This is a genomic window from Thalassobium sp. R2A62, from assembly GCF_000161835.1.
Classification (GTDB): domain Bacteria; phylum Pseudomonadota; class Alphaproteobacteria; order Rhodobacterales; family Rhodobacteraceae; genus Thalassobium.
In genome coordinates, this window is sequence record NZ_GG697169.2 from 2,158,066 (window position 1) to 2,184,574 (window position 26,509).

The following is a 26,509-nucleotide window of genomic DNA, read 5'->3' on the forward strand; positions in this document are numbered from 1 at the left end:
TGCCGTGCTTACCGTCTGTCGCTGCTCAAAACAAACACTGCGCTTAGGCGATCCGAAATCCCTGCGGTGACACACCGGCGATCCGTTCAATATCGTCCGCGACTTCCATCTCGAGTTTGACGGTCGTGGCATACCAGCCAACAGACCCAAGTCGCGCACGTTCGTCATCTGTCAGGCGCTTCGCTACTGCATCCTTGAGATCTGAAAATGCGGCCCCCGCATCGCCAGCCTCGCGCGCAAGATCGAGGATATAACCGCGGATCAATTCAAACTTCCATGTTGGGATGTTTGTGACGCCATCACGACCCTCGGCAGGCGTGCGGCACGGTGTTTTTGGTTCGGTCATTTGATCCCCTTCCCGATTGCGAGCAATTGATGTGCGCGTTCAAATGGCATACCTTGCTATCATGCCAGCACTCTGCCGCGACTGTCTTGCCCTCTTTGAGGATGCCGCCCGCTGCCCGACTTGTCGCAGCCCACGCATCTTGGCACATCCCGAACTCTATGACCTGTCGATCGCTCATATGGATTGCGATGCTTTCTATGCGAGTGTCGAGAAACGTGACAACCCAGCGCTTGAGGGCAAGCCTGTCATTGTCGGCGGTGGACGGCGCGGCGTTGTTTCAACGGCCTGCTATGTCGCCCGAATTCGTGGCGTCAGGTCCGCCATGCCAATGTTCCAAGCGCTCAAACTATGCCCAGAGGCTGTCGTCGTACGCGGCCGCATGGATGTCTATGTCGAGGTTTCCAAACAGGTTCGCGCGTTGATGGAGGAACTCACCCCCTCGATCGAACCATTGTCCTTGGACGAGGCATTCATGGATCTCTCTGGCACCGAAAAGTTGCACGGAGCGCCCCCTGCAAAAATGCTCGCCCGTTTGGTCAAACGCATGAAGGAAGAAGTTGGCATCAAAGGGTCAATTGGCCTCAGCCACAATAAATTCCTCGCCAAGGTCGCATCCGACTTGGACAAGCCACACGGATTTTCAATTATTGGCAAGGCCGAGACCCAAGAGTTTTTGTGGGACAAGCCCGTCCGCCTGATTTGGGGCATTGGTCCCGCTGCACAGGCTCAGCTGGAAAAGGGTGGCATTCGAACCTTTGCCGATCTGCACCGATGGGATCGGCGTGATCTTTCCGACCGTTTCGGCGGGATGGGTGTGCGGCTTTGGCACCTCGCGCGCGGCCAAGATCACAGTCCGGTTTCCGCCAATACCCCTGTCAAAGGGCTGTCCAACGAAACCACGTTTCACGATGACACCAATGACGTCGACATCCTAGACGGCCATATCTGGCGCATGGCGGAAAAAGTATCTGCCCGCGCCAAGGCCAAGGGCAAGGCGGGGCGCGTCGTGAACCTGAAACTGAAACGCGCCAACCACACGCTGTTGTCGAAACGGCTGTCACTGCGCAGCCCGACGCAAATGGCGGATAGGATTTACCGGACAGCGCGGGATTTATTCGATCAGGTTGGGGATCAGGGACCTTACCGGTTGCTTGGTGTCGGCATTTCCGATCTCGTTTCCGAAGATGGGGCCGATCTCACCGGTGACTTGCTAGATCCTGATGCCAACAAACGGGGTCAGGCCGAACGCGCGGCCGATAAAATCCGCGAAAAATTTGGGGTCGATGCGATTGTAAAAGGTCGTTCGCTGCGGTGACTATTCCGCAGCCACTTTGATGCCGTTTTGTCCAATCTGAACAATCTCGGCCATGACCGATTGCATCTGCGCGCGGAACGTCTCGAAATTTGCGTTAGGGCGGATCGTCTGTTCGTTCATGTACAAAGACCGATCAATCTCGACTTGAACGGCATGCTGGTTTTTCGTGGGGCGACCATAGTGCTGGGTGATGTAGGCCCCCGCAAACGGCATGTTGCGCGCCACGTTTAGCCCCACGGCAACAAACGCTGCCTCGACCCGGTCGACAATTTCAGGCGATGCTGCTGCGCCGAACCTGTCACCTAGAACCACGTCAGGACGCGGCTGACTTTGGGGCACACCATTATCCAACGCTTCGTGCGGCATTGAGTGGCAGTCGATCAAGATAGCCTGCCCAAAAAGGTTCCGGCTTTGATCCAACAAAAATTGGAGCGCGTCATGATATGGGCGCCAATAGGTAGAGATGCGGTAATGCGCCTCGTCCAGCTTAAGCTTGCCCCGATAGATCGCACGACCATTGGCGACGACACGTGGGATCACGCCCAACCCGCTGGCGATCCGCGGGTTATGAGTGGCGCGCCTAACGTCCATTACAACAGCTGGGTCCAGTTCGTCCGCCGCGCGGTTCAAATCAACATAGGCCCGCGGCGCACCCGCAACGAGGAACGGCGCACCAAAAGACGGTGCACGATCAAACACCCGATCGACATATGCATCTTCTGACGACCGTATCTCTCGTTCATCTAAAATTGATTTACGAACAAACGTCCAAGGATAGTCACGCCCACTATGAGGTGATGCAAAAACAACGGATGTCGTTCTTGCGTCTGGCCGTCTCAAATCATAGGTGAACTTGGTCATTCAGGACTCCTTACCTGTCTCTTATATAACGCAAACTAACAAACCACCAAAAGCTCTTGATCCCCATCCCGACTCTAATTATAGACGCCGCTACCGACGCGGCTCTCCGCGTCCTATTTATGTAGGACAGGGTGGTCGATCAGGTGTTCATGGGCGCTTAGCTCAGCGGTAGAGCACTTCGTTGACATCGAAGGGGTCACTGGTTCAATCCCAGTAGTGCCCACCATGAATTTCACTGGCCCCGCTTGGGGTCGAACCGAAACAGGCGCCCCGCCGCGCCGCGAAGCCAAGGAGACCGTTATGAAGGTCAGAAACTCGCTCCGCTCGCTGAAAAACCGGCACCGTGATTGCCGCGTTGTTCGCCGCAAGGGTCGTGTCTACGTTATCAACAAGACACAGCGCCGGTTCAAAGCACGTCAGGGCTAAGTCCCGGGCAGCGTACCAAGCTTAAAAAAGCCGCTCCTGATTGGGGCGGCTTTTTTCGTGGCTAACTTTGATGGGCGGGGACCGTCGGCAGGATCAATCGATCCCGCCTACACTATCCGCAAGCAACCGCACCGCCGTTGCTTCGTTCATATACCCTGTTACTGGCAATCCACGTGCCTGTTGATAGCGACGCAACGCGCGACGGGTGTTGCCATCAAACCGGCCATCAACCCGACCGGGTTCTAGCCGCAGACTTGCCAACTTACGTTCTACCAATCGTGCGGTAATCACGTTCAGACCCAGCGCACGCTCTTGGGCGATCCACTGCCTGCGGCGTTCTTCGCCACTGTCATCCCGCTGCAATTCGGCGATCCGTGCTTGGGCTTCATTGCGAAACGCGCCGCCCGGAAATCTCCGCAAATAGGTTTGATATGCTGCAACCGTGTGGCTGCTGCGGGCTTGGTTCCATTGCGCACGATCTTCGCGATCTGCCCGATCCCGTTTGTCCTCTTCGATTGCAGCCAGCCGCTCTTTGGCTTCTTCGGAAAACGCACCGTCTGGATACCGCTCGATGTAGGACCGTAATCCGATCTCGTCGCCCTGCGCGCCTGTGATGTTCCAATACGCCCGATCAGCGCGCAATTGCTCTTGGCGTTTGCGCTCGGCTTCGGCCTCTAGCTCGGCTGACCGACGGCTCGCTTGGTTGTCCAATCTCCGAATCTGCGCGGCATTCATATATGTTGTTTGCTCAAACCCGTTTTGTTGCTGCCAATTGGCAATCGCACGGCGTGATCCCGGACCAAAAATACCGTCAATGCCTCGGGTGTTATAGTCGAGGATCGTCAGATCTCTTTGAATGTCGCGCCGCTGGTCGCGTGAAAGGGTCAGCGCCTCTTCGGCCAATCGCGCATCGCGGAACGGCTCGCTTACAATCTTGTCGATCGCAATTCGCGCTTGGACCGCGTAGCGGCCTTGGGGATGCAGACGCAGATACGTCCGGTACGCGTCTTCTGTGTCGAGGTTTTGCGCCTCACCCCAACGGGCATCTTCCAGCTCGGTCAGATCAGTCGTCGGCACAACCACCGGATCACGCCCGCCATCTTCGGACCCCTCGGACACCAATTCTAGAAAAGTGTAGTTGCGCGGCAGATACCCCTCAGCAGACAGTGCATCATCACTCGCTATCGCCTGATCCAGATTCGCACCGGACTGAGGCAGCGTATTGGTGACAAATCGCGCGACACTGCGCACGTCACCTTTGATCACAGTCACCCCCTGAGGGATGTCCAAAGGACCAAGACCCTCGCGTAACCCTCGGGTCACCTCGTCCGTTTGGCCATCATGCCCCAGAACCATCACGGCATCACCCGCTGTCTGAGAAATGACCTGCATCAATGCTTCGATAGGGATCGCATCCTGCCCCGCCAACACCGACGTTGCAGGTTTGCTTGCCTCTTTGGTCACCAGCCATGTTTGATTTCCGTCGGTCACAAATTGACCCGCTAGGATCACGACCAAACGCGATGCATCTTCGGCCTCTGCTGCGAAGCCCCGCAAATTGCGACGCACATCAGTCCAATCGCCGTTGCCCAGCTGGAATATCTCGAAACCCTGATCTTTGAGACCGTCAACCGAACCCAGAATGGACGTCGCGCGCGCCACCCGATCATAGTTGTCGTACCGAGAGACGCCCAACAAGAACGCCGCATCATCGGCGACCGCCGGTGCGGCCATTGCCATCACCAAAGCCGAGGTTGTCAAAAACCCACGCATAACACTCACTCCCTTTTGTCGGGACTAAGCCTAGCCAGCGAAACGCAACCTGTCTTTAACCAAGTGCAAGCCGCGCCAAAGGCCGCCGATCACTCAGCTGCGATTTGTGTCGCCGCCTCAACCTTTACAGCCGAGAATTTGAATTCAGGGATTTTGCCATAGGGGTCAACAGCAGGGTTGGTCAGGATGTTCGCGGCCGCCTCGACAAAGGCAAAGGGCAAGAACACCATATCCGGCGCCACTGCACGATCCTCTCGCGCCATGATCATCACCGACCCACGCCGTGTGCTCAACGTTACATGCTCACCTGGAGCGACGCCCAATTTGCGCAGTGTTGACGGGTGCAGCGAACAGTTTGCCTCGGGCTCAACCGCATCCAAAACCTTGGAACGGCGCGTCATGGAACCTGTGTGCCAATGCTCGAGCTGACGACCTGTTGTCAGGATCATGGGATAGTCCGCATCCGGAGCCTCATCAGGGGCAATGACCGACGCAGGCGTAAATTTCGCCCGACCATCGGTGCGCGGGAAACCATCCCCAAACACAATCGGCTGGCCCGGATCATCCGGCGTCAGCGACGGATAGGTCACTGCGTTGACACATTCGAGACGCTCCCACGTGATGTTGTTGAACGACTTCATCAACTGACCCATCTCAGCAAAGATTTCGGATGGATGCGTGTATGTCCACCCAAGACCCAGACGCTTGGCCAATTCAACTTCGATCCACCAATCCTCGCGGGCCTCACCCGGAGGCGACACCGCAGGGCGACCCATTTGAACCTGACGGTTCGTGTTCGTCACCGTTCCCGTCTTTTCGGCAAACGCCGACGCTGGCAGGATCACATCTGCATAGTTCGCAGTCTCAGTCAGGAAAATATCTTGGACGACAAGATGCTCGAGCTTTGCCAGCGCATCCCGTGCGTGTTCCACATCGGGGTCCGACATCGCTGGGTTCTCGCCCAGAATATACATGCCATCAATGTCGCCATCATGGACCGCATCCATGATCTCGGTCACGGTCAGGCCTTTGTTCGAATCCAGTATCTCGTTGACGCCGTCCTCTTTGGACCAAATCTCGGAAAAGGCGCTACGAACACCGTCATCCACAACGCTCTGCATGTCTGGCAGGAACATCGGGATCAGGCCCGCGTCAGACGCACCTTGGACGTTGTTCTGACCGCGCAGCGGGTGCAGACCCGTACCCGGGCGACCGATTTGACCGGTCATAAGACCCAGCGATATCAGGCAGCGCGAATTGTCCGTGCCGTGAATGTGCTGTGACACACCCATACCCCAGAAAATCATCGCCGCCTTTGCACCAGCAAAGGTACGCGCAACATCGCGCAACAACTCAGGTTCGATACCACAAATATCCGACATCTTCTCTGGCGTGAAATCAGCAAGGTGGGCTTTTTCAGCCTCCCAGTTTTCCGTGTAGGCGTCGATGTATTGCTGGTCGTACAGACCTTCTTCGACGATCGTATGCATGATCGCGTTCAGCATCGACACGTCCGCACCCGGACGGAATTGCAGCATGTGTGAGGCAAAACGCTTGAGCGCCTGACCGCGTGGATCCATAACGATCAGCTTGCCACCGCGCTTGGTGAACTGCTTGAAATAGGTCGCCGCAACAGGGTGGTTCTCAATCGGGTTCGCCCCGATGACAATCGCCACATCGGCGTTCTCGATCTCGTTGAACGTCGCGGTCACAGCACCCGATCCAACGTTTTCCATCAATGCCGCAACTGACGACGCGTGACACAGACGTGTGCAGTGATCGACGTTGTTGTGGCCAAAGCCCTGACGGATCATTTTCTGGAACAGATATGCTTCTTCGTTGGTACATTTGGCCGAACCAAATCCCGCAACCGAAGCGCCACCTTTGGATTGCTTGAGCTTGGCCAAACCACCTGCTGCAAAATCCAATGCCTCATCCCACGTCGCCTCGCGGAACGTGTCACCCCAGTTGCCCGGATCAACATTCAGCCCCTTTGCAGGCGCATCGTCACGGCGGATCAGCGGCTTGGTCAAACGGTGCTCGTGGTGGATGTAGTCAAAGCCAAAGCGCCCTTTAACGCACAAGCGACCTTCGTTGGCGGGGCCATTGATACCTTCGACGTATTTCACACGGTCGTCTTTGACCTTGAGGCTGACCTGACAACCAACACCACAGAACGGGCAAATGCTTTCGACTTCTTTGTCGAAATCCATGCTGTCGCCGACTTGGTTTTCGTCAGTCACAGTAGCGGGCATCAACGCGCCCGTTGGGCAGGCCTGAACGCATTCACCGCACGCCACGCAAGACGAGGCACCCATTGGGTCTGCCATGTCGAATGTCGGATAGACGTCATGACCACGACCCGCCATACCGATCACGTCGTTCACCTGAACCTCGCGGCAGGCGCGCACGCACAAACCACATTGAATACACGCATCCAAATTCACGCTCATCGCAACGTGGCTGTCATCCAGCAGGGGAATGCGCCCCTTTTCCAACTTCGGGAAACGGCTCTCGCTGACGCCATTCATGTCGGCCATGTCCCATAAGTGGCTCGACTTGTCATGGGCGACATCGCGCTCTGGCTGGTCAGCAACCAACATCTCGACAACAGTCCGACGTGCATTTGTGGCGCGTTCGTTGTTGGTCACGACGACCATGCCGTCACTGGGTTCGCGGATACAAGATGCTGCCAACGTACGCTCGCCTTCGATCTCGACCATACATGCGCGACAGTTACCATCAGGGCGATACCCCGGTGCAGGCTTGTGGCACAGATGTGGGATGATCAGGCCACGACCATTGGCAACCTCCCAGATTGTCTGACCGCGCTCGGCAGTTACCTGTTCACCATCTAGGGTAAATTGAATCACGTCAGACATAGTAAGGGCTCCCTTTAGAGGCCCAAGTCTAAACCAGTTCTGTTCAAAATCCAGTCAGCCAACTGCGACAGGACAGGCTCCAAAACCGCCAATGCGTTTCCAAAACGAAACGGATGCGCGGATTACGCTCCAAAAATCCGATAGTATAGCCAGTCAGGCAGAAATTGACTGCCGCGGAATAACCACGAAAATACGCGGGGAAAGCTCTTTTTGAACGCGTCATCGTTCATGTGCTCGAACATCTCTTGGGCCGCATCTTGGGGCTCCATTATGAACGGCATGTTGAATTCGTTTTTGTCGGTCAGACGTGTCTTGATAAATCCGGGGTTTGCCAACTGGACTTGTACGCCTGTTTTGCGCAGATCCGCATACATCCCTTCGGCCAGATACATGATCCCCGCTTTGGATGCACCGTAGCCAATCGTACCAGCCAGACCGCGAAAACCGGACAGGGAGCCCGTCAAAACAATGTGCCCCGCGTCTCGCGCAACCATGTCATTGATGACAGATCCCACGACGCGACTTGCGCCCAGATAATTGACCTCTGCCATCATCTCGGCCTTTTCGTTGTCCCATTCTCCGGACTTCATCGGCCAGTACGCACCCGCAAGATAGACCATGCCGTCGATCGGCCCGACATCCTTGGCCGCCGCCTCTACGGCCGCGCGGTCGGTCACATCAACAGTTACATAGCTCGCCTTGCCCGGCAGTTCATCGACCAAGTCTTTCAAGCGGTCCTCGGAACGGGCGCTTACGATCACCTCAACGCCAGCACGCGACATGGTCAACGCCAACTCACGCCCCAAACCCTCGCTTGCTCCAACAAGCCAGTAGCGTTTTCCTGTCCAGTCTTTCATGTCAGCCTTGCCTTACGCCGCCACCTTGGGCCGCATTGTCGCCACCAGCTCGGCAACCTTGATACCATACTTGCGGAACTGGCTGCGGTTCATGATCGTACCGTTTTCGAGCAGATACATCCAATCGGTCGTATCCAGCACATGACCACCTGCATCGTCGCTCAGCTTGATCTTATATTTCAGCTGAACCGCCGAACCTTCTTGCATACCGCGCCCTACGCCTATGACATCAGGTGCTTCGGCTTTGATCGAACCATCGTTGCCCAGCGTTAGTTTCCACATACGGTCTTGGGTCGAGCCGCTGTCATACCGAAACGTTTCGGTCATCGTTCCAACGTTACCTTCCCACGTCACGTCCATGTCCGCGACGAACCGCGATGTGACACGCCCAAGCGGGCCATAAATCATGCCTTCGCATTGGATAGGGCCATTGAGGTGGGTGCGCAAATCAAACTGATTTGCCTCAGCCGCGTAGTCATCCGGCGATTGAGATTTGAACGAGGCAAGACGCAGCACGATCATGACCATTGCCGCCGCAGCTACCGCACCCAAGACAAATGAAAATACAGTCATCAATTCAATCCTCGAGTGATGTGACGGCCAGCAACCCAATCGCCACAAGTTTCAATATAGACGGCGCACCCGCATAAAGCAGCGTTAGCATCGTTTGTGCATTCACAGGGTTATTCGTGCCGGATTGAAAACCAGACCATTCTAATATTGGTAAAAGTGTCGCAGCTGCAAAGGCGAGTGTGAATTTCGACACAAGCGACCATAGACCAAACCCTTGGCCACCATTCGGGGCCACAGCCGCCATACGTTTCGCAAAGAGCGCAGGCAGCAATGTGAGGTCCGCACCAATCGTCGCGCCCGACAGCACGCAGATCACGGCAAAGGCTTCGACATCGCCAGCCCCCAAGGTCAGCGTAACCCCAAACGAAAGCACGGCAAGAACCATGGCCGACAGCAAAACACGCTTTTCGCCAAATCGAGCGGCCAGCGCAGACCAAATTGGCGCCGACACTGCCGCCGCAAGAAAGAACAAGACCAACAGCGGCCCTTCCCATCCAACAGCTTTGAGCCGTCCCTCGACATAAAACAGGAACAGCGTCGACGACACAGCCAACGGGGTCGCATTGACCAGCGCAAGGATCAGCAAACGCCGCGCCAACCGGTCCGCTAGGATCACCTTGACCGGCGTCGCCTCGGCGACCGGCGGCGCGGTCCATTCGCGCCACATGAAAACTGCCGCGATCAACGTCACCACAGCAAATCCATATGCAAACATCGCAAACGGGCAGGCGGTCACATCGATCAACAGCGTTGGGACAACAGCAGCCACACAGACACCAAACAGGCCCCCTGTTTCGCGCCAAGCCGCGAGCCGCACATGCCCCCCTTTGGCCCTTCCTGCCTTGGATACACCTTGGGCATAGAAATTGATGGTCAGAAACGAGAATGCCGAAAACAGCCCTGTGATCGTGATCGCAAACCAAACGGCGGGATTGATCGGCGGCGCAATGGCAAAGAGCCCGATCATCGAAATGGCCAGAATGCATGCGACGCCCGTTGTCCACAATTTACGGGTGTGTCGAATGCGTTCGCTGACCCATCCCAGAAACGGATCTTGGATCACATCAAACAAACGCAAACCGAATAAGATCACCCCGAGACTGGTCAGACTGACGCCATAGCTATCCGAATAGAACTTGGGGGCGTAGATGTAGATCGGCAAACCTGCACCGGACAAAATTGCGGCAAATAGCGTATAAGCAGGCAGGCGTTCGCCCCATGCCGCGCGCAACGCATTCACCGCGAAACCTCGTCGCTGGGTGGTTTTGGATGGGGGCGATACCGCGCACCTTTGGCCCAGATTTTGAGCGCCTGCCAATGGATCAATGCCAAGACCCGCCGCGATCCAAAGGGCCTGCGCAATGCGGCCCACAAAATGCTGCGGTTGGTTAGCGGGGCTCGTTCGCCAGTCAACGTCGCAATCAACCCGCCATTTCCACGGCTATAGTCAATCCAGATCCCGATTTTGTCTTCTCGAATATCAAAGCGGAATTCGTAGCCGCCTTCGATATCTTGGAATGGCGAGACATGGAAAATTTTGGCCGCAGTCAACGTATCCATCCGCACGATCGGGCGCTGGTCATCGTGGTAGCACAAATAGGAATGCCGATCACCAAAGGTGTTTGAAACCTCGGCAATGACAACACTCAGTGCACCCTCGTCCGAGTAGCACAACCAAAAACTAACTGGGTTAAATACATGTCCCAACAGTCGCGGTTGGGCCAACAACATAATACGCGCGGGCGCGTCCAATTTATGCGCGGCGAGAACATCACGGACCCAAGGTGCACCACGGCCATCGCCACAAGGGCCACCATGATCCACGTCTTGAACGGACATCATCGCGCCCGTGTTGCGTGCGAACATGGACGGCGTCACCAACTCGGCCTCGGCATCCAGCAAAACGTAATCGATAGAATATGTGAACGCGTTCTCAATCCCACCGCGTCGCCCGTGAAAGGTCCGACCCGAGATATGATCGACGCCCGACACCACAGCCGTTTATTGCGCAGCCACGGCCATCGACGCTGCGAGATTGATCCCTTCAACCACATCAACCGCGCTCGATAGACCATCTTCGTGAAAACCGTTCTTCATCCAAGCTCCACAAAACCACGTTCTGTTTTGACCGTTCATCTCGACGACCTGCTGTTGTGCAGCCAACGCGCCAAGATCGTAGACGGGGTGCCGCAGCGTAACTTGATCCCAGATCAAATCCTCTTGGATCGGACGTGTTGAATTCAAGGTGACAAAGAAATCGTCTTTGACCAACGACGGCTGCAACGAATTCATCCAATAGGTCAGGTCGATCTGACCCGTCGTCTTTTCACCCGCCTCGGTATACATCCACGACGACCATACCTGTTTACGTTTCGGCATGATGCCCGCGTCCGAATGGAACACCACGTCATTGGGTTGATATTTAACCGCCCCCAAGGCCGCCTGCTCCTCCACGGTCGGATCGCCAAGCATACGCAGACTATCGTCCGAATGTGTGGCAAAGATCACTTCGTCAAACGGCTCGGCTTCGGCGCCAAAGGTTTTCACCAAAACACCTGAGGGATTACGCGTAATCTCTTGGACCGGAGTGGAACACCGAATATCGACGCCGCGCGCGATCATAGCGGCCTCAAGTCTGCGAACATATTCAATCGAGCCGCCATCAACAGTGTACCATTGATGCTGTCCCGTGACGCTCAACAGCGCATGGTTCTCCATGAACTGCATCATCGCATGTGCAGGAAATTCCATGATCTGTTCAGTCGGGGTCGACCAGATCGCGCCGGTCAACGGCAACAAATAGTAGTCGCGGAAAAACGGGCCCGTTCCCAGCTTGGCCAGAAAATCACGGATCGTCAGGCTGCGATCCTGTGCAACCGACAGGGCGTTCTTATTAAAGTGTAGAATGTCGCGGACCATCCGCAGGAACCGCGGATCCAGCGCATTTTTCTTTTGCGCAAACAACGCGCCGAGACCCGCCAAACCGTACTCCAGCCGGCCACCATCAATCGACGCGCCAAAGCTCATGTTGCTTTTGACCACTGGCACGCCCAGCTCGGCAAATAATGCGGCCAGATGTGGATAATTCGCATAGTTAAAGACGATAAAGCCGGTATCGACCGGTTGGTCGCGGTTCTGCCCGCCCAGACGCGTGCGGGCATGGCCCCCAATCATCGGTTCGGCCTCGTACAGAACGACGGTATGGGATTGCGCCAACATATGCGCCGCCCCCATGCCCGAGATCCCCGCTCCGATCACTGCAATTCTCTTAGGCGCAGTCGTCCCGGTCTCAAATGGCATTCAGCGGCTCCTTTGGCGCGTTCGTCTTTATAGTCTTACGGCCCAAGTTCAGTCACGGATTAAATGCTAGAAAAGTTTCTCATAAATTTTGATCCAACCTCGCATAGCAGCCGTAAACAATGCATGTTGACGACAACGAATACCCAGCCTGAACGCGAAACACCCTCGGGGGTGATCGCCCAGCTCACGTTGGACTCAATGAAGAAAGACGAAGCCGAAGCCGTGAACCCACAAAAGCAAAAGCCGCAGGCCGCAGCACGGATGCAATGGGTCGCTCAGATCGAGCGTATCAAAAGCCATCAGGATCAAACTGCGTTCGCCGAGGTGTTTGCCCACTTTGCGCCACGGGTCAAAGCGTTTCTGATGAAATCAGGTGCCGATGCGACTTTGGCAGAGGAAACCACCCAAGAGGTCATGGCTACCCTTTGGACCAAGGCTCATATGTTTGATCCCGGCCGCGCCAGTGTGTCGACTTGGATCTTTACGATTGCGCGAAACCGCAAGATCGACGCCTTGCGCAAACAGCGCAGGCCAGAGCCCGAAGATTTATGGTGGGGTCCAGAAGCGGAACCCGACCAGAGCGATATTCTATCGCTACAACAAGAGACCGACCAACTCAGCGCGGCCTTGGCCAAGCTGCCCGCCAAACAAAGAGAACTGATCGAACGCGCCTACTTTGGCGATTTGTCACATAGCGAAATCGCGGAAGAAACCGGATTGCCGCTTGGCACGATCAAATCGAGAATTAGGTTAGCGCTGGAACGCCTGCGCCACGCAATGAAGTGAACCGAGAATGACCGAGATTAAGCACCACCTGACCGATGCCCTGCTGATGGCTTATTCCGCAGGCACCCTCCCCGAGGCATTCAACCTCGTTGTCGCAACACATGTATCTATGTGCGACGAATGTCGCGCGCGCCTGGCGGCGTTTGATGCGGTCGGCGGCGACGTGATGGAAACCGTCGATGCGGTCCAAATGAACCAGTCCAGCCTCGCTGAGACGATGGCGCGTATTGCCAAGATGGACGCCACACCCAAGCGGTTGGCGAAACAGTCGGATTTGCCCGCACCGTTGCACGACTATGTCGGTTCGCTCGACGATGTGAAATGGCGCCGCGTCGGCGGAGGTGTATCTCAGGCGATCATCAAGACGTCTAAAACGGCGTCTGTGCGTCTGCTGCGCATTCCTGCGGGGACAAAACTGCCTGATCACGGTCACCGCGGTACAGAACTGACACTGGTTCTAAAGGGTGCGTTCAGAGACGAAGAGGACCGCTTTGGCGCAGGTGACATCGAGGTCGCAAACGAAGAGATGCATCACAAGCCCATCGCAGAAGACGGCGAGCCATGCATCTGTCTGGCTGCAACCGACGCGCCACTGCGGTTCAAGAGTTTCTTGCCCCGTATCGCGCAGCCATTCCTGAAAATCTAAATCTTATTCCCACGCCAGCGACGTCTGGCGTCGGCCATGTGCATTGATAAATCCGTCTCCACCCGGAGACAGGTAATAGTCGTGCCCCGGTTCGATCCCGCGAATGACGGTGTATTCTAGCCCTTGGCTCACGCTCAGGCGACGCCCGCGTGGGCCGTTCAAACAGGCTGTGCTACCACCGCAGGGATAGACCTGCATCAAATCCAATTGACCGTCATCATCCGCCACGATCGAGATCGGCCCATTGTCAAAAGGCCGCCCCTGCGCTTCATAGTAGAGGTCCACGATCGGACGCTGTGACGCGACCTGCACCTCTTTCGCATCGGCAGCGATTTGCGCCTTTAGATCAGCACAGCCCGCGATTGCGAGCGCGCAGAACCCAAGGGCGATCAAATTGGTCGAACGATACGTCATGGAGCAACTCCTGTTAACTATGGGTTCACGCTATCGCGCCGCTTGGGGCGGGGCAACTCAATCCTTGGCTGTGACCATCGGAACGACGGTATCGTCTTGCAGCTCTTCAAAATCAAAGTTGTCCAACCGCTTGGCCCGCTTGCCGGCGCGGGTTGCAGCCACACCGATCCCTTCGATGTCCTCGCTCGCCTGACGGAAATGAGTTTGCAGTTTTCCGACCCGCTCGGACACCATTTCAACGTCTCGGTTGACCAACGCCAGCGTCTTGCGAATTTCACCAGCCTGTTCACGCATCCGCGCATCTTTGAGAATGGCGCGCATCGTGTTCAGCGTCGCCATACAGGTGGTCGGTGACACGATCCAAACACGCGCTGCAAACCCTTCGCGCACGACCTCGGGCAAACGCGCATGAAGTTCGGCGTATACGGCCTCGGACGGCAGGAACATCAACGCGCCATCGGCGGTCTCGCCTTCAATAAGATACTTGGTCGAAATCGCTTTGATATGTGTCTGCACCGCAGTCTTTAGGTCACGTAATGCGCGCACTTGTTGATCTTTTGTCTCAGCAGCGACCAACGCTTCGTACGCCTCAAGCGGGAATTTCGCATCGATCACAATCGGCCCCGGAGGGTTCGGCAAATGAATCAAACAGTCAGCCCGCTTGCCATTGCTCAACGTGTGTTGAAACGCATAGGCATCCGACGGCAGCGCCTTGCTGACAATATCATTCAGCTGAATTTCACCAAAGGCACCGCGGGTCTGCTTGTTCGACAGAATATCCTGCAGCCCCAGCACATCGCCCGACAGCTTTTCAATGTTGGTCTGCGCCTTATCAATCGTCGCCAAACGCTCTTGCAGTTGGGTCAGGCTCTGAGTGGTTTTCACCGAACTGCCATGCAGGCTTTCTTTCATGCGCTCTTGCATTTCGGTCATCGCGCGCTGAGACCGCATTGCATTGTCCGCCAACCGCTCAGCCATCTGCGCCTGAACCTGTGCCAGCCGCGCTTCCATCGTCTGCATTGCGTTGACCTGTGCTTGGGCCTGCGTGTCGCTGACTGTTTGCAGGCTACCCGCGAGGGTCTGTTGCCCCTGCCCTAAGGTCTGAACATCTTGGCCCAAACGCCCCATTTGGCTTGCTACGAAATTGACAGCCTCGGCAGACCGTCCTGCGCGCCGTACTGCGAGGGTCAGCAAGACCAGAACCAGCAAAACAATCGCTGCACCGATCAAAGCCGCGATCACGACGGGATCATCCCACGCGTAAACTGTTCCAGAAATCTCGATCATGTCCGTCCAAAGAGCCGTTCAATATCGGCCAGCTTGAGTTCTACATAGGTCGGCCGTCCGTGGTTGCATTGACCCGAATGCGGCGTCGCTTCCATCTCGCGCAACAGCGCGTTCATCTCTTCGGCGCGCATCCAGCGCCCCGATCGGATGGATCCATGACAGGCAACGCGGCTCAGGATCGCTTCGATCTTGGCCTGCACCAGCTGGCTGTCGCCCACATCGTCCAACTCATCCAAGACATCCCGCAGCATCGCCTCGGCATTCACCTCGCCCAAAATCGCAGGCGTTTCGCGCACAGCAACGGCACCACCACCAAAGGGCTCGATGGTCAGGCCCAGTTTGGCGAGATCTCCAGCGACCTCCATCAGACGGGTGCAATCGCTCTCGCTCAGCTCTACAATCTCAGGGATCAGCAGGGCCTGCGCCGCAACACCGTTCTCCGCCATTTGGTTCTTCAATCGCTCGTAGACCAACCGCTCGTGCGCTGCGTGCTGATCGACGATCACCATGCCATCTTTGGTCTGCGCGATGATATAATTCTCGTGGACCTGACCACGTGCCGCCCCAAGCGGGTGATCCTGTTCGACAACCTGCGGCGTCTCATCAACACGCGCGAACACCGCTGCCGCCTCTTCGAAAACTTGCGGCGCCATTTGGGCCGCTATCGCAAAACCTGCGGTCGGGCGGTCCATTTGATACACACGGGCGCCCGTCGGTTCGGGGGTAAAGGCCCCTAGCGTTGCACCCGCAACCGTGGTCGAGGCGCGGTGCCCTGCATCCGCAAGTGCGTGACGCAACCCGCTTACAATCAATCCCCGCACAATGCCTGGTTCGCGGAACCGCACCTCGGATTTTGCTGGGTGCACATTCACATCGACCAGCGTCGGATCGCAATCAATGAACAGCGCCGCAGCGGGATGCCGGTCGCGGCTCAGAAAATCGGAATAGGCCCCACGCAGCGCCCCATAGAGCATTTTATCTCGCACGGGACGGCCGTTCACGAACAGATACTGCGCCACTGACGAGCCGCGCGAATAGGTTGGCAGTGCTGCGTACCCGGTTAGGTGAAACCCTTCGCGTTCTGTATCAACGAGGATCGAATTCTCGGCAAATTCGCGCCCCAAGACCCGCGCTAGCCGCCCATGCAAGGCATCAAACAGATCACCCTGTTCCGCGTCTGCACGAAAAACCACGCGCCCTTCGCCACCACCTGTGACATCGCGCAGGGTGATCGCGACAAACGGCTCGGCCATCGCGATCCGCTTGACGACGTCGCCAATCGCTTGCGCTTCGGCCCGATCAGATCGCATGAATTTCAGGCGCGCGGGTGTCGCATAAAACAAATCCCGCAACTCGACCGTTGTACCTGCCGACAAAGCCGCTGGTCGCACAGGTTGCATCGTGCCGCCTTCGACCTTGATCACATGGGCATCACCCGTCGCACGGCTGGTGATCGAAAGCCGCCCAACGGCACCCAACGACGGCAACGCCTCGCCGCGAAAACCAAAGGTGTGGATATTCAACAGGTCCGAACCATCAATTTTAGACGTCGCATGGCGGGACAACGCGAGCGGCAGATCGGCAGCTTCGATGCCGCATCCATCGTCAACAACGCGGATCAGCGATTTACCCCCATCCGCATAGCTGACGTCAATCCGACGCGCACCAGAATCAACCGCGTTCTCCACCAGCTCTTTGACGGCGGACGCGGGTCGCTCGACAACTTCACCCGCAGCGATACGGTTGATCGCAGCATCGTCTAGCTGTCTGATAACAGGGCGATTTTCGCTTATGTTGGGGTCAGTGGCGGCCATGCCACAAGAATTAGCATGATCCGCCCCGATTCTGCCACGTCTTTAGTTGGTTGACGTTAATCCCTCCGGCTCGCCCACAACCATGAAATGAAGATCTTCTGCGCGCAGCAATTCTGCGGCCACACGGTTCACATCTTCTAGCGTCACAGCATCGACACGCTCGTTGCGCGTGGCGATATAATCAATTGGCAATCCCTGCATCTGCATACCGACCATAATCATCGCAATCTGGGTGTTTCCATCAAATCGCAACGGATAGGCACCCGTCAGCAACAACTTGGCATTGGTCAGCTCTTCTGGCGTCACACCCGTGGTTGCCATGCGCCCCCATTCGGCTGTGATCACTTCGATGGCCTCGGCAATGCGGTCGTTCGACGATCGAACAGAACCCAACACCGTCGCAGAGTAATCCTTGGCCAAGAGATAGCTGCCGACCCCATAGGTCAGGCCGCGCTTCTTGCGGACTTCGTTCATCAACCGGCTCTCAAACCCAGCACCGCCCAAAACGGTATTCAGGACATATGCGGCAAAGAAATCATCGTCCTCTTGCGCAATGCCTGAATGACCAAACAACGCGGTGGATTGCGGTGTCTTAAAATCAACCACTGTCACGCCGCCGTCCAATGCAAATTCAACCGGCTCTGGCATTGGTGCACCTGTTGCGGGTAGATCTCCCAACAGATCATCCAACATCGCGCCCAATTCCGCAGGGGTGATATCGCCAACCGCAGCCACATACAGCCGATCACGGGCCAGAACATTGCGGTGTGCCGTGAACAAATCCTCTTGGGTCAGCGCCTCGACGCTTTCAATCGTGCCGCTGCTATCCGTGCCGTAAGGGTGGTCACCAAAGGCCGCCCCATTGAACCGAACCCGCGCGATCGCATCTGGGTCTTGAGCATCTGATTTGATGCCAGCAATGACCTGCGCACGAACCCGCTCTAGTGCGACCTCGTCAAACCGTGGGGACACAACGGCCTGTTTCAACAGGGCTACAGCTTCATTCGCGTTCTCACTCAGAAACTTGGTCCCAATCGTCAACGAATCGTCATAGGCGCCAAAGATATAGGTCGCCGCCAATGCTTCGCGTGCCTCGGCAAAGGCTTGGGCATCCATATCGCCCGTTCCCTCTTCGAGAAGGCCAACCATCAGATTGGTCGCACCACGTTTGCCTGGCTCATCCAGAGATGCACCACCTTGGAACCTGATTTCGATCGAGGTGAAAGGGATCGAATGCTCTTCAACCAGCCACGCCGTAATTCCGCCGGGCGACACGACCTCTTGGATTTCGGTTTCAGCCGCCACAGGCAGCGCGATCACAGCGGCAAATACCGCACCAATAAAACGCATCATCATCAGTTCAGGTCCTCTTGGGTTTTGATCATCCAGCCTGTCACAGCAGCCTTGCGGTCAAAAACACGCTTTGCCGCGGCGATCAGGTCGTCTGCTGTCACCGCCTGCAACACATCGGGCCACTCTTGAACATCGGCGATGGTCAACCCTTGGGTCAATGCCGAGCCATAGCGGTTCGCCGCCGCGTTCACATCATCACGTGCATAAATCTGACCCGCGCGCAGCTGCATCTTGATCCGCGCAAGTTGATCTGCGTCGACACCTTCTTCGATGAACTCAGCCACCGCTTGGTCCAACGCATCTTCGCCCTCTTGCAAGCTGACACCTTCGGCCGGAACGATAACCAGACCAAAGGTCGTCGCATCCAGCGACATGCCTGTGTAGAACGCGCTGGTGTAGACCGCCTTTTGGTCCTCAAACTGCAGCTTGTTGTTCAAGACCGAGGTAAAGTTACTTCCACCCAGCAATTGCGCCAAAATGGTAAGGGCTGCGGCCTCCTCTTGGACGCGGCTGTCGCGCTCTTGCGCCAAATAGGTACGGGTCACATAGGGCTGCGACACACGCAAATCCTCATACACCAAACGGCGTTCGGATCGCTGTGGCGGCTCGGATGGGCGTTCACGCTGGGGGATCGCTTCGTTTGCAGGCAGCACACCATAGTAGGTCTCAGCCAGCGCCTTTACCTCTTCGGGTTCCACATCACCTGCAACCACGAGGATCGCATTGTTGGGCGCATAATAGGTGTCGTAGAAATCCTGCGCGTCTTGCAACGACAGCGTTTCCATCTCGTGGCGCCAGCCAATCACCGGCACACCGTAGCGGTGGTTCATATACTGGGCCGCGCGGCGCTGTTCATTGAACAACGCGCCGGGGCTGCTGTCTGTGCGTTGGTTGCGTTCTTCCAGAATGACGTCTCGCTCTGTCGCAATGTCATTCTCATCCAGACGCAGGTTGACCATGCGGTCCGCCTCCATCGTCATCATCAATTCGAGCCGATCCGCCGCAACCCGCTGGAAATAGGCGGTGTAGTCGTAGCTGGTAAAGGCATTGTCGCTGCCGCCATTGGCGCTGACCACTGCCGAAAATTCACCATCAGCTAGGTTCTCGGTGTCCTTGAACAACAGGTGCTCTAGAAAATGCGCAACGCCTGATGCGCCTACCGGCTCGTCTGCTGATCCGGTCCGATACCACACCATATGCACCACAACTGGCGCACGGTGATCTTCGATCACGACGACTTGCATCCCATTGTCTAGAACATAGTCAGTGACGGCTTCATCCGCCTGCCCAACGGTCGCAATTGCCAACAGAGCGGCGGCACCCGCAATCAAACGCTTCATGGATCATCCTTTGTTGTCCTGTGACTAACCTACGTCACAGACCCACTTGTTCAAGTGATCTTACGCGCTTGTGAGAACAGGTTTACTGGGGCGGCGCTGTAGGCGTCCGAACCCCGAGGTTCCGAAAACGTTGCAGTTCGGCGTAGGCGTCGAGCGACTGGCGCGCATAGGCTTTGAAATAACGATCGCGGCCAAAGCCAAATAGACTGACCCGACCACGACGTTTGCGGAACTGTTCATCGGCTGCGGCCAGTTCTGACCGAATGCCGGGGGTCACGCCATAACGGCTTGCGCGTGCGACCAGCGCACTGTCAGACGACGGAACACCGCCCCGTGACACTGCTGCGGGATTTCCGCCCAATGCCGCAATCGCGTCAGCACGTGGCGACGCATCTGTGCGGTTCGCAGCACCCGGCGTAGGTGCAGCTAGGCTTGCGTCTGTTGGCAGTTCCAAAGGCCGCGCAGGTTGGACAGAAAATTCATCAGGACCCTCTGTGCCAGACAACGTGCGCAAACCACGATCGCCCCCGCCACAAGCAGTCAAAACCAAACAGGCTGTCAGTGCCAAAATTGCTTTGCCGAACATCACTGCGTCTCCTTACCCTGACCCTCTCTAACGCAAGGTGAGAGGCCCGTCACCTGCTAGGTTTCTTCTTGCCATCGCCAGTGGTGAGAACCAGACCGACGGCTCCAACGAAAATAGCCACATCTGCCACGTTAAATGCAAACGGATTGTCGATTCCACAGCACGACATATTCAGGAAATCCGCAACAGCCCCATAGATGATACGGTCAACAACGTTGCCAATCGCGCCGCCAACCAGAACGCCCGCCCAAATAAAGGTCCATCGGCTGCCGTTCTCACGATACACCCAAATCAGCACAGCACCCGAAATCGCCAGCGCCAGCGCGATCAACGCCCAAGGCAACCATTCGCTCTCATTCGCCATCAAGCCAAAGTTGATGCCCTCGTTCCACGCCATCCGCAGATTAAGAAACGGTGGAAATACATCAATCGAGAGCTTCGACTGAAGCTCCATCATATGCACCACGACATATTTGCTGATCTGATCCACAAGGAACACCCAGAAACCTGTCCAAAATGTCAGCCGCATGGCCTGCCCTTTCTTCCCCCCAGAGGGCGTCGTCAATTAATGCCGAAAGTGGCGCATACCTGTAAATACCATCGCAAGACCAGCCTCGTCCGCTGCTACAATCACTTCATCGTCACGCATTGACCCACCCGGTTGAATGACACAGCTCGCGCCCGCAGCCGCCGCTTCCATCAATCCATCCGCAAATGGGAAGAACGCGTCAGACGCAACAGCCGACCCAATCGTCAGCGGTTGTGCCAGCCCCAAACCTTCGGCCATACGCTCGGCCTTTTTCGTGGCGATCAACGCACTGTCGACGCGGCTCATTTGTCCGGCACCAACGCCCACAGTTGCGCCGTCTTTGGCGTAGACAATCGCGTTTGATTTGACGTGCTTGGCGACCTTCCATGCAAACAGCATGTCGGCCAACTGCGCATCAGTCGGTGCGACCTTGGTCACAACCTTGAGGTCATCCAGACCGATGTGTCCGTTGTCTTTGTCCTGAACCAACATGCCACCAGCAACCTGACGGACTGTCAGCATCGCAGACTTTGGATCGACCAAGCCGTCTGTCGTCAGCAAGCGCAAATTCTTTTTCGCGGCAAAAATCGCACGCGCTTCGTCTGTCGCACCGGGTGCGATGACAACTTCGGTGAAAATTCCGGCCATCTCTTCTGCCGTTTCGGCGTCCAGCGGCATGTTCAGCGCAACGATCCCGCCAAACGCGCTGGTCCGGTCACAGTCAAACGCGCCTTTGTAAGCGTCGATCAATGTCGCACCACGGGCCACGCCACATGGGTTTGCGTGCTTGATGATCGCAACTGCAGGCCCGTCTTCGGGTGCGAATTCGCTTACCAGTTCAAACGCCGCGTCAGTGTCGTTGATGTTGTTATAAGACAGCTCTTTGCCCTGATGTTGAACCGCAGTCGCGACACCGGCGCGGTCCGTTCCATCTAGGTAGAAGGCCGCTGCCTGATGTGGGTTCTCGCCATAGCGCAATGTCTGTGCCAGCGTGCCAGCAACAGCGCGGCGGCGCGGTGCGGCCTCGCCAATGGCGTTCGCCATCCATGTGGACACCGCAGCGTCATAGGCTCCTGTGCGGGCATAAGCAGTCTGTGCCAGACCCTGACGGAACGCCAATGTCGTGGCGCCGTCATTGGCATCGAGTTCGGCCAATAGCGCGTCATAGTCCTCGACATCCACCACAACACTTACAAATCCGTGGTTCTTGGCTGCTGCGCGGATCATCGCGGGGCCACCAATGTCGATGTTTTCGATGCAAGTGTCATAATCCGCACCCGCCGCAACGGTCGCCTCGAACGGATAGAGGTTCACAACCAACAGATCGATGGCACCGATGCCGTGCTCTTCCATCGCTGCGACATGGCCTTTGTCATCGCGCAGGGCCAACAGACCGCCATGCACCATCGGGTGCAGTGTCTTGACCCGACCGTCCATCATTTCAGGGAACCCTGTGATCTCGGCCACATCCAGAACGTCCAAACCAGCCTCACGCAATGTCTTGGCCGATCCGCCAGTCGACAAAAGCTCGACCCCGCGTGCCGCCAAGGACTTGCCCAACTCAACCAGTCCGGTTTTGTCAGATACAGAAAGCAACGCGCGAGAGATGGTGTGCAGATCAGCCATGTGGGTCCCCTAGATCAAACTCGTCGTCGCGGTGCAAGTCACGGATCGCATTTGGCGTCTCCTGTGCCTTGGCCAACGACCAACGGACGCGCGTCGCATAGGACATTGCGCGCGAGGATAAAACCACCTGTTGCGATCCACGGGGCCTTAATCGGCCTTTTTCCAAATAAACTGACGGTTCAAGCGTCATTTCCGCGCTTCCGTCCTGCCGAAAAACCCAAACTTCGCCACTTTTTAAGGCAATCGAAACTGCAGTCCCGCCCAGATCCAGTGTCGCATCAACGTCTGGATGCAGGTGAAAGCGGATAGAAAACGGAATGCCTTGCAGCTGCACCTCGTCCATCCGGGTGTCAAAAATCCGCTCGTCATGATCATCAAGCGTGGCCAGCAATTCCTCACCCGCGATCGCCCGTCCATCAAAGGTCAGCTCGAATGTCCGCGCATGGGTAAAGCCGTGCGTCTTGCGGTAACCGTCCTGCGCCACTTCAAGCCGTACACCATCAGGGACATCGCTCCATTCCACCGGAACATCGCTCGGGGCATCTACTAACAGCTCTTGCTGGCGGCCCAGCACCCAGCGCGACGGCCCGAGACGCGAGCTAGAAAACCCGTCGATGCCCAATGTCGCATGGCTAGGCGTTGCACGTCCCGCACGCCGCCATGTTTCACCAAACACAGCACCCGATCCGCAATTTACAATCACTGGCCTGCGACCAGACGTCAGCTCGAACGCTGTGGTCGACGCATGGCCATTGTATGACGCGGCCCCTGCTGGCGGGACACTTGCATCAACGACAACGCTGGTGCGCCCACCGCTGATCCGCGCGTATCCCATGCTCAAACCTTCGGCACGTGTCGCTTTGACACCGGATGCCGCCAGCGCATGGTCCAAACGCCCCTCTAAACCGCGACCACCACCGTGGAACCGCGCGAGCCCGCCATCCGAATGTCGCAGCACCCGCAGCGTTGGCGCGATCCTCTGGATCGCCTCAAGATGCGCCGCTGCCGGCTCTTGGCCGCTGTCCGTCAATGCATCTGCAGCCCACGTTAGCAACGATAGAACCTCAAGCAGTTCTTCGGGGTTGCGGGTCAGTATTCCGCCCTGTTCGTCAATCTGGCTTGCACAATCGCGCGACAAAGCATCAACGGCTGGCGCGACATGCGCGTCCATCCCTTCGAGAGACAGCCCCGCATAGATCAAACCAGTGAGAGTCTGAAACCGTGGCAGACCGCTATGAGTGGTCTTCCAACGGCGGCTTAGGAAAATCGTTTGTTGTGCAAGGCTGCGATAGAACTTTTCGCTGTCTACCTTGTCACGTCCCCGCAACAGGAACAGCGCATGATGGGTCCACCGCATCAATCGGCGGCCTGTCAAATCAGGCACCCATCCCGGCCCTTTGCCCGGGCCATATCGGTCGATCCACTGGAACGCCCAATCTTGTGCAGTAGCACAGGCCTTGGCATCGCCGACGGCAGCCAAATCATCCAGCCAGCCAAACCCGTGCAAATCTTGCTCAAACGCGTCGTCAGGAACGTCGATGTCCCAAACAGATGCGTCCGGCTCAATCACCAGATGCCCTGCAAAAAGGAAATTACCCGCAACTAGCTGACGCCCTTTGGCAAAATGCCCGATCGTGCGCGGTTCAGGTTGTGATTTGAAACCGGTCGCCGCACGCGCACGGCTTGCACGCCACGCATGAACGCGGTGCATCCAACCTGTTCGGCGGGCGGACCAACTGTCGTATCTGGGCACTGCTTGCCTCGTTTATGCGTTTCGCACGGGATGGCCCGTCTAGGACCTTATTAATGAAACCATACCTGCCAAACGGCGCTGAGTCACGCAGGCTTTCGCAGGCACGCCATGTAAAATCCATCGATCCCGCCCTGATCAGCCCAATAATCAGGTCTCAGACGCAACCCACCCTCTTGGGTTTGCCACGCAGAATCGACCCCTTGGACCAGCACAGCGTCACGATCCACAATCAAATCAGGATGCCGTTCCAACGCTTCGTCAATCTGCACTTCACCTTCGTCAGGCAAGAGCGAACAGGTGCAAAACACCAACCGGCCACCTGGTTTCAGCAGGCTCAGCGCGTGATCCAGAAACGCGCCTTGCATGTCGATCAGGTTGCCAAATTCTGATCCGTCCTTGGCCAAGGGCAAATCTGGGTGGCGCCGCAATGTCCCTGTCGCCGAGCACGGCGCATCCAACAAAATCGCATCCCAACCGCCTTCAGAAAAATCCAGCGCGTCTCCTACGACGATTTCTGCATCCAATCCTGTACGCGATAGGTTTTCTGAAACACGAGCCATGCGCCTGTCGGACAGATCCAGCGCTGTGACTTGGGCGCCCATTGCCGCCGCTTGCATCGTTTTACCACCCGGTGCGGCACACATGTCCAAAACCCGCTCGCCACTTTGAGGGGCGAGAATGCGTGCTGGAATGGCCGCCGCGGCATCTTGGACCCACCAATCGCCAGCCTCAAAACCCGCCAGCTTTGACACTTGGCCGTAGTCTGACAGGCGCACCGAACCCGTTGGCAGCACAACGCCGCCCACAGCCTCGGCGACAGCAGCGATATCACCTTTGACACTTAGATCGAGAGGGGCACCCGCAAAATGCGCAGCCTCCATCGCCTCGACTGTTTTGCGCCCGTAGCCGTCAACCAACGGGCTGCGCAGCCAGTTGGCCAGTTTAGGAACAGGAAGCCGGTTCCATTTCTCAGAACCCTGCTCGGCCACTCGGCGCAACACCGCATTGACCAAACCCTTCATCGCACTCGTACGCTGGCTCTTGCTGACAATTTCAACGGCCGAATTCACAACGCCATGCGCCGCTGCACCCTCGGCACAGATCTCTACCGTCCCCAGACGCAGGACGTTCATCACCGTACCGCCGGGTTTGCGTTTGAGAAACGGCTTTAGCATCCGGTCCGCGCGATCCAATCCCCGCAGGGTTTCGACAGTCAGACGCTGGGCGCGCGCCGTGTCACCCGCGTCCAAATGCTTGAGCGCACCGCCGCCAATCAGCTCGGACATCAGGCGACCTTCGTCAATAATCTGATCGAGCAGATGCACCGCTGCGCGGCGTGGGGCGTATCCAGTTTGGGCCATCAGGTGATCCGTCCTCTTGCAGGGGTCCGCTTGCGACGTATATCAGACATATCACCGAGACAAGGAACCGTCATGACCGACACTCCGACTAACACACCCAACGATCTGCCTCCAGCAGCCCAGCGCGCGCTGGCCGAGGCCGAAGAACGGCGCGCTTTAGAGGCAAAACAAGCCCTCCCCAAAGAACTGGGTGGTCGGGACGGCCCAGAGCCTGTGCGTTTTGGTGATTGGGAAAAGAAAGGTATCGCGGTCGATTTTTAATCGCGCGCTCGGACCTCGTCCACCTATTTCAACGTAAAATCCGCGATATCGCCAGCACCACGGTCCGATTGAAACCGGATAGTGCCACCATCTGCGCTGACTTCTTGGCAATTATAGCCCAGCTCGCGTTTGCCCCAGAACAGATCGCGGCAGAAATAACCGCCGTCCCAGTTCCAAGTGCCCGTCACATCGCGCCCTGCACCACGGCCCTCAATTTGGCCATTCGGTAGAACATTCAGCTGGATCAACGACCGCGCCAGTGTCCGCCCCTCAACAAGAGAAACAAACTCTGATCTGTCCTCAACCTTGGTCAGCGCGTGCGCCATCATGGGGGTCGTGGCGATCAATGCGCCCAATGCGATCGTTCGAAACATCTTAAACAACCATTTTTTACTAATAATGATACGCCACAATACGCGT

General features: G+C 56.9%; 25 protein-coding genes and 1 tRNA gene. 6 read left to right on the plus strand and 20 right to left on the minus strand.

Annotated features, from left to right (window positions below; genetic code table 11):
• Positions 1-43: 43 nt before the first annotated feature.
• A complete protein-coding gene (locus TR2A62_RS10705; RefSeq protein ID WP_009160432.1) occupies positions 44-346 on the minus strand; it encodes a hypothetical protein in 303 nt (100 codons plus the stop codon).
• A 61-nt stretch (positions 347-407) separates the two neighbouring features.
• On the opposite strand from TR2A62_RS10705, the gene TR2A62_RS10710 reads away from it, so the two are divergent.
• The gene (locus TR2A62_RS10710; RefSeq protein ID WP_040821434.1) at positions 408-1,661 is read left to right on the plus strand and encodes a DNA polymerase IV; all 1,254 of its coding nucleotides are present in this window, start codon (positions 408-410) and stop codon (positions 1,659-1,661) included.
• On the opposite strand, the gene TR2A62_RS10715 is transcribed toward TR2A62_RS10710, so the two are convergent.
• Positions 1,662-2,522 (minus strand): N-formylglutamate amidohydrolase, encoded by an 861-nt coding sequence (locus TR2A62_RS10715; RefSeq protein ID WP_009159929.1) that lies wholly within the window; start codon positions 2,520-2,522, stop codon positions 1,662-1,664. It abuts the gene before it with no gap.
• A 151-nt stretch (positions 2,523-2,673) separates the two neighbouring features.
• Between TR2A62_RS10715 and TR2A62_RS10720 the strand changes: the two genes are divergently transcribed.
• Together TR2A62_RS10720 and ykgO are read left to right on the plus strand one after the other, a co-directional pair.
• Positions 2,674-2,748, plus strand: a tRNA-Val gene (locus TR2A62_RS10720).
• A 74-nt stretch (positions 2,749-2,822) separates the two neighbouring features.
• Positions 2,823-2,948 (plus strand): type B 50S ribosomal protein L36, encoded by a 126-nt coding sequence (gene ykgO, locus TR2A62_RS18815; RefSeq protein ID WP_005850168.1) that lies wholly within the window; start codon positions 2,823-2,825, stop codon positions 2,946-2,948.
• A 93-nt stretch (positions 2,949-3,041) separates the two neighbouring features.
• On the opposite strand, the gene TR2A62_RS10730 is transcribed toward ykgO, so the two are convergent.
• The 7 genes from TR2A62_RS10730 to TR2A62_RS10760 form a co-directional block, all read right to left on the minus strand.
• Positions 3,042-4,721, minus strand: coding sequence for a peptidoglycan-binding protein (locus TR2A62_RS10730; RefSeq protein WP_009160778.1), 1,680 nt, complete (start codon positions 4,719-4,721; stop codon positions 3,042-3,044).
• An 89-nt stretch (positions 4,722-4,810) separates the two neighbouring features.
• Positions 4,811-7,603: a formate dehydrogenase subunit alpha gene (fdhF, locus tag TR2A62_RS10735; RefSeq protein ID WP_009160205.1), complete on the minus strand. Its 2,793-nt coding sequence runs from the start codon at positions 7,601-7,603 to the stop codon at positions 4,811-4,813.
• A 122-nt stretch (positions 7,604-7,725) separates the two neighbouring features.
• Positions 7,726-8,460, minus strand: coding sequence for an SDR family oxidoreductase (locus TR2A62_RS10740; protein ID WP_009159137.1), 735 nt, complete (start codon positions 8,458-8,460; stop codon positions 7,726-7,728).
• Positions 8,461-8,472: 12 nt separating this feature from the next.
• Positions 8,473-9,033, minus strand: a complete 561-nt coding sequence (locus TR2A62_RS10745) for a DUF3833 domain-containing protein (protein WP_009157274.1) — start codon at positions 9,031-9,033, stop codon at positions 8,473-8,475.
• A 4-nt stretch (positions 9,034-9,037) separates the two neighbouring features.
• Entirely contained in the window at positions 9,038-10,273 is a 1,236-nt protein-coding gene (locus TR2A62_RS10750; RefSeq protein WP_009160433.1) for an MFS transporter, read from the minus strand.
• A complete protein-coding gene (locus TR2A62_RS10755) occupies positions 10,270-11,028 on the minus strand; it encodes a DUF1365 domain-containing protein (protein ID WP_040820630.1) in 759 nt (252 codons plus the stop codon). The genes TR2A62_RS10750 and TR2A62_RS10755 overlap by 4 nt, the downstream gene beginning before the upstream one ends.
• Before the next feature lie 6 nt (positions 11,029-11,034).
• Positions 11,035-12,333, minus strand: a complete 1,299-nt coding sequence (locus tag TR2A62_RS10760; RefSeq protein ID WP_009158841.1) for an NAD(P)/FAD-dependent oxidoreductase — start codon at positions 12,331-12,333, stop codon at positions 11,035-11,037.
• Positions 12,334-12,594: 261 nt separating this feature from the next.
• Here TR2A62_RS10760 and TR2A62_RS10765 point away from each other — a divergent pair, with 261 nt between their 5' ends.
• Both TR2A62_RS10765 and TR2A62_RS10770 read left to right on the plus strand, forming a co-directional pair.
• Positions 12,595-13,119: a sigma-70 family RNA polymerase sigma factor gene (locus tag TR2A62_RS10765; protein WP_040821442.1), complete on the plus strand. Its 525-nt coding sequence runs from the start codon at positions 12,595-12,597 to the stop codon at positions 13,117-13,119.
• A 7-nt stretch (positions 13,120-13,126) separates the two neighbouring features.
• Positions 13,127-13,765: a ChrR family anti-sigma-E factor gene (locus tag TR2A62_RS10770; RefSeq protein ID WP_009160287.1), complete on the plus strand. Its 639-nt coding sequence runs from the start codon at positions 13,127-13,129 to the stop codon at positions 13,763-13,765.
• 3 nt (positions 13,766-13,768) lie between these two features.
• Here the strand turns inward: TR2A62_RS10770 and TR2A62_RS10775 are convergent, their stop codons facing one another.
• The 10 genes from TR2A62_RS10775 to TR2A62_RS10820 all read right to left on the minus strand — a co-directional run bounded on the left by TR2A62_RS10775 (position 13,769) and on the right by TR2A62_RS10820 (position 25,828).
• On the minus strand, positions 13,769-14,179 hold the full coding sequence (locus TR2A62_RS10775) for a hypothetical protein (RefSeq protein ID WP_009157904.1): 411 nt from the start codon (positions 14,177-14,179) through the stop codon (positions 13,769-13,771).
• Positions 14,180-14,236: 57 nt separating this feature from the next.
• A complete protein-coding gene (locus TR2A62_RS10780) occupies positions 14,237-15,466 on the minus strand; it encodes a DNA recombination protein RmuC (RefSeq protein WP_009158700.1) in 1,230 nt (409 codons plus the stop codon).
• Positions 15,463-17,280 (minus strand): DNA mismatch repair endonuclease MutL, encoded by a 1,818-nt coding sequence (gene mutL / locus TR2A62_RS10785; RefSeq protein WP_009159486.1) that lies wholly within the window; start codon positions 17,278-17,280, stop codon positions 15,463-15,465. Before mutL ends, TR2A62_RS10780 begins: the two co-directional genes overlap by 4 nt.
• Before the next feature lie 42 nt (positions 17,281-17,322).
• Entirely contained in the window at positions 17,323-18,636 is a 1,314-nt protein-coding gene (locus tag TR2A62_RS10790; RefSeq protein ID WP_009160737.1) for a pitrilysin family protein, read from the minus strand.
• Positions 18,636-19,973 (minus strand): pitrilysin family protein, encoded by a 1,338-nt coding sequence (locus tag TR2A62_RS10795; RefSeq protein WP_009157825.1) that lies wholly within the window; start codon positions 19,971-19,973, stop codon positions 18,636-18,638. Before TR2A62_RS10795 ends, TR2A62_RS10790 begins: the two co-directional genes overlap by 1 nt.
• An 82-nt stretch (positions 19,974-20,055) precedes the next feature.
• Complete coding sequence (locus TR2A62_RS10800) at positions 20,056-20,559, minus strand: DUF3035 domain-containing protein (RefSeq protein WP_009159067.1); 504 nt, start codon at positions 20,557-20,559, stop codon at positions 20,056-20,058.
• Between the two features lie 49 nt (positions 20,560-20,608).
• Positions 20,609-21,088: a signal peptidase II gene (gene lspA, locus TR2A62_RS10805; RefSeq protein WP_009159865.1), complete on the minus strand. Its 480-nt coding sequence runs from the start codon at positions 21,086-21,088 to the stop codon at positions 20,609-20,611.
• Between the two features lie 36 nt (positions 21,089-21,124).
• Positions 21,125-22,714, minus strand: coding sequence for a bifunctional phosphoribosylaminoimidazolecarboxamide formyltransferase/IMP cyclohydrolase (purH, locus tag TR2A62_RS10810; RefSeq protein ID WP_009159257.1), 1,590 nt, complete (start codon positions 22,712-22,714; stop codon positions 21,125-21,127).
• A complete protein-coding gene (locus TR2A62_RS10815) occupies positions 22,707-24,425 on the minus strand; it encodes a heparinase II/III family protein (RefSeq protein ID WP_009158070.1) in 1,719 nt (572 codons plus the stop codon). The genes purH and TR2A62_RS10815 overlap by 8 nt, the downstream gene beginning before the upstream one ends.
• A gap of 125 nt (positions 24,426-24,550) precedes the next feature.
• On the minus strand, positions 24,551-25,828 hold the full coding sequence (locus TR2A62_RS10820) for an RsmB/NOP family class I SAM-dependent RNA methyltransferase (RefSeq protein ID WP_009157545.1): 1,278 nt from the start codon (positions 25,826-25,828) through the stop codon (positions 24,551-24,553).
• A 72-nt stretch (positions 25,829-25,900) separates the two neighbouring features.
• On the opposite strand from TR2A62_RS10820, the gene TR2A62_RS10825 reads away from it, so the two are divergent.
• Positions 25,901-26,089 carry a DUF1674 domain-containing protein gene (locus tag TR2A62_RS10825; protein ID WP_009158591.1) on the plus strand — a complete coding sequence of 63 codons (189 nt, stop codon included), beginning with the start codon at positions 25,901-25,903 and terminating at the stop codon, positions 26,087-26,089.
• Positions 26,090-26,112: 23 nt separating this feature from the next.
• Here the strand turns inward: TR2A62_RS10825 and TR2A62_RS10830 are convergent, their stop codons facing one another.
• Positions 26,113-26,463, minus strand: coding sequence for a hypothetical protein (locus TR2A62_RS10830; protein WP_009159951.1), 351 nt, complete (start codon positions 26,461-26,463; stop codon positions 26,113-26,115).
• Between the last annotated feature and the right edge of the window lie 46 nt (positions 26,464-26,509).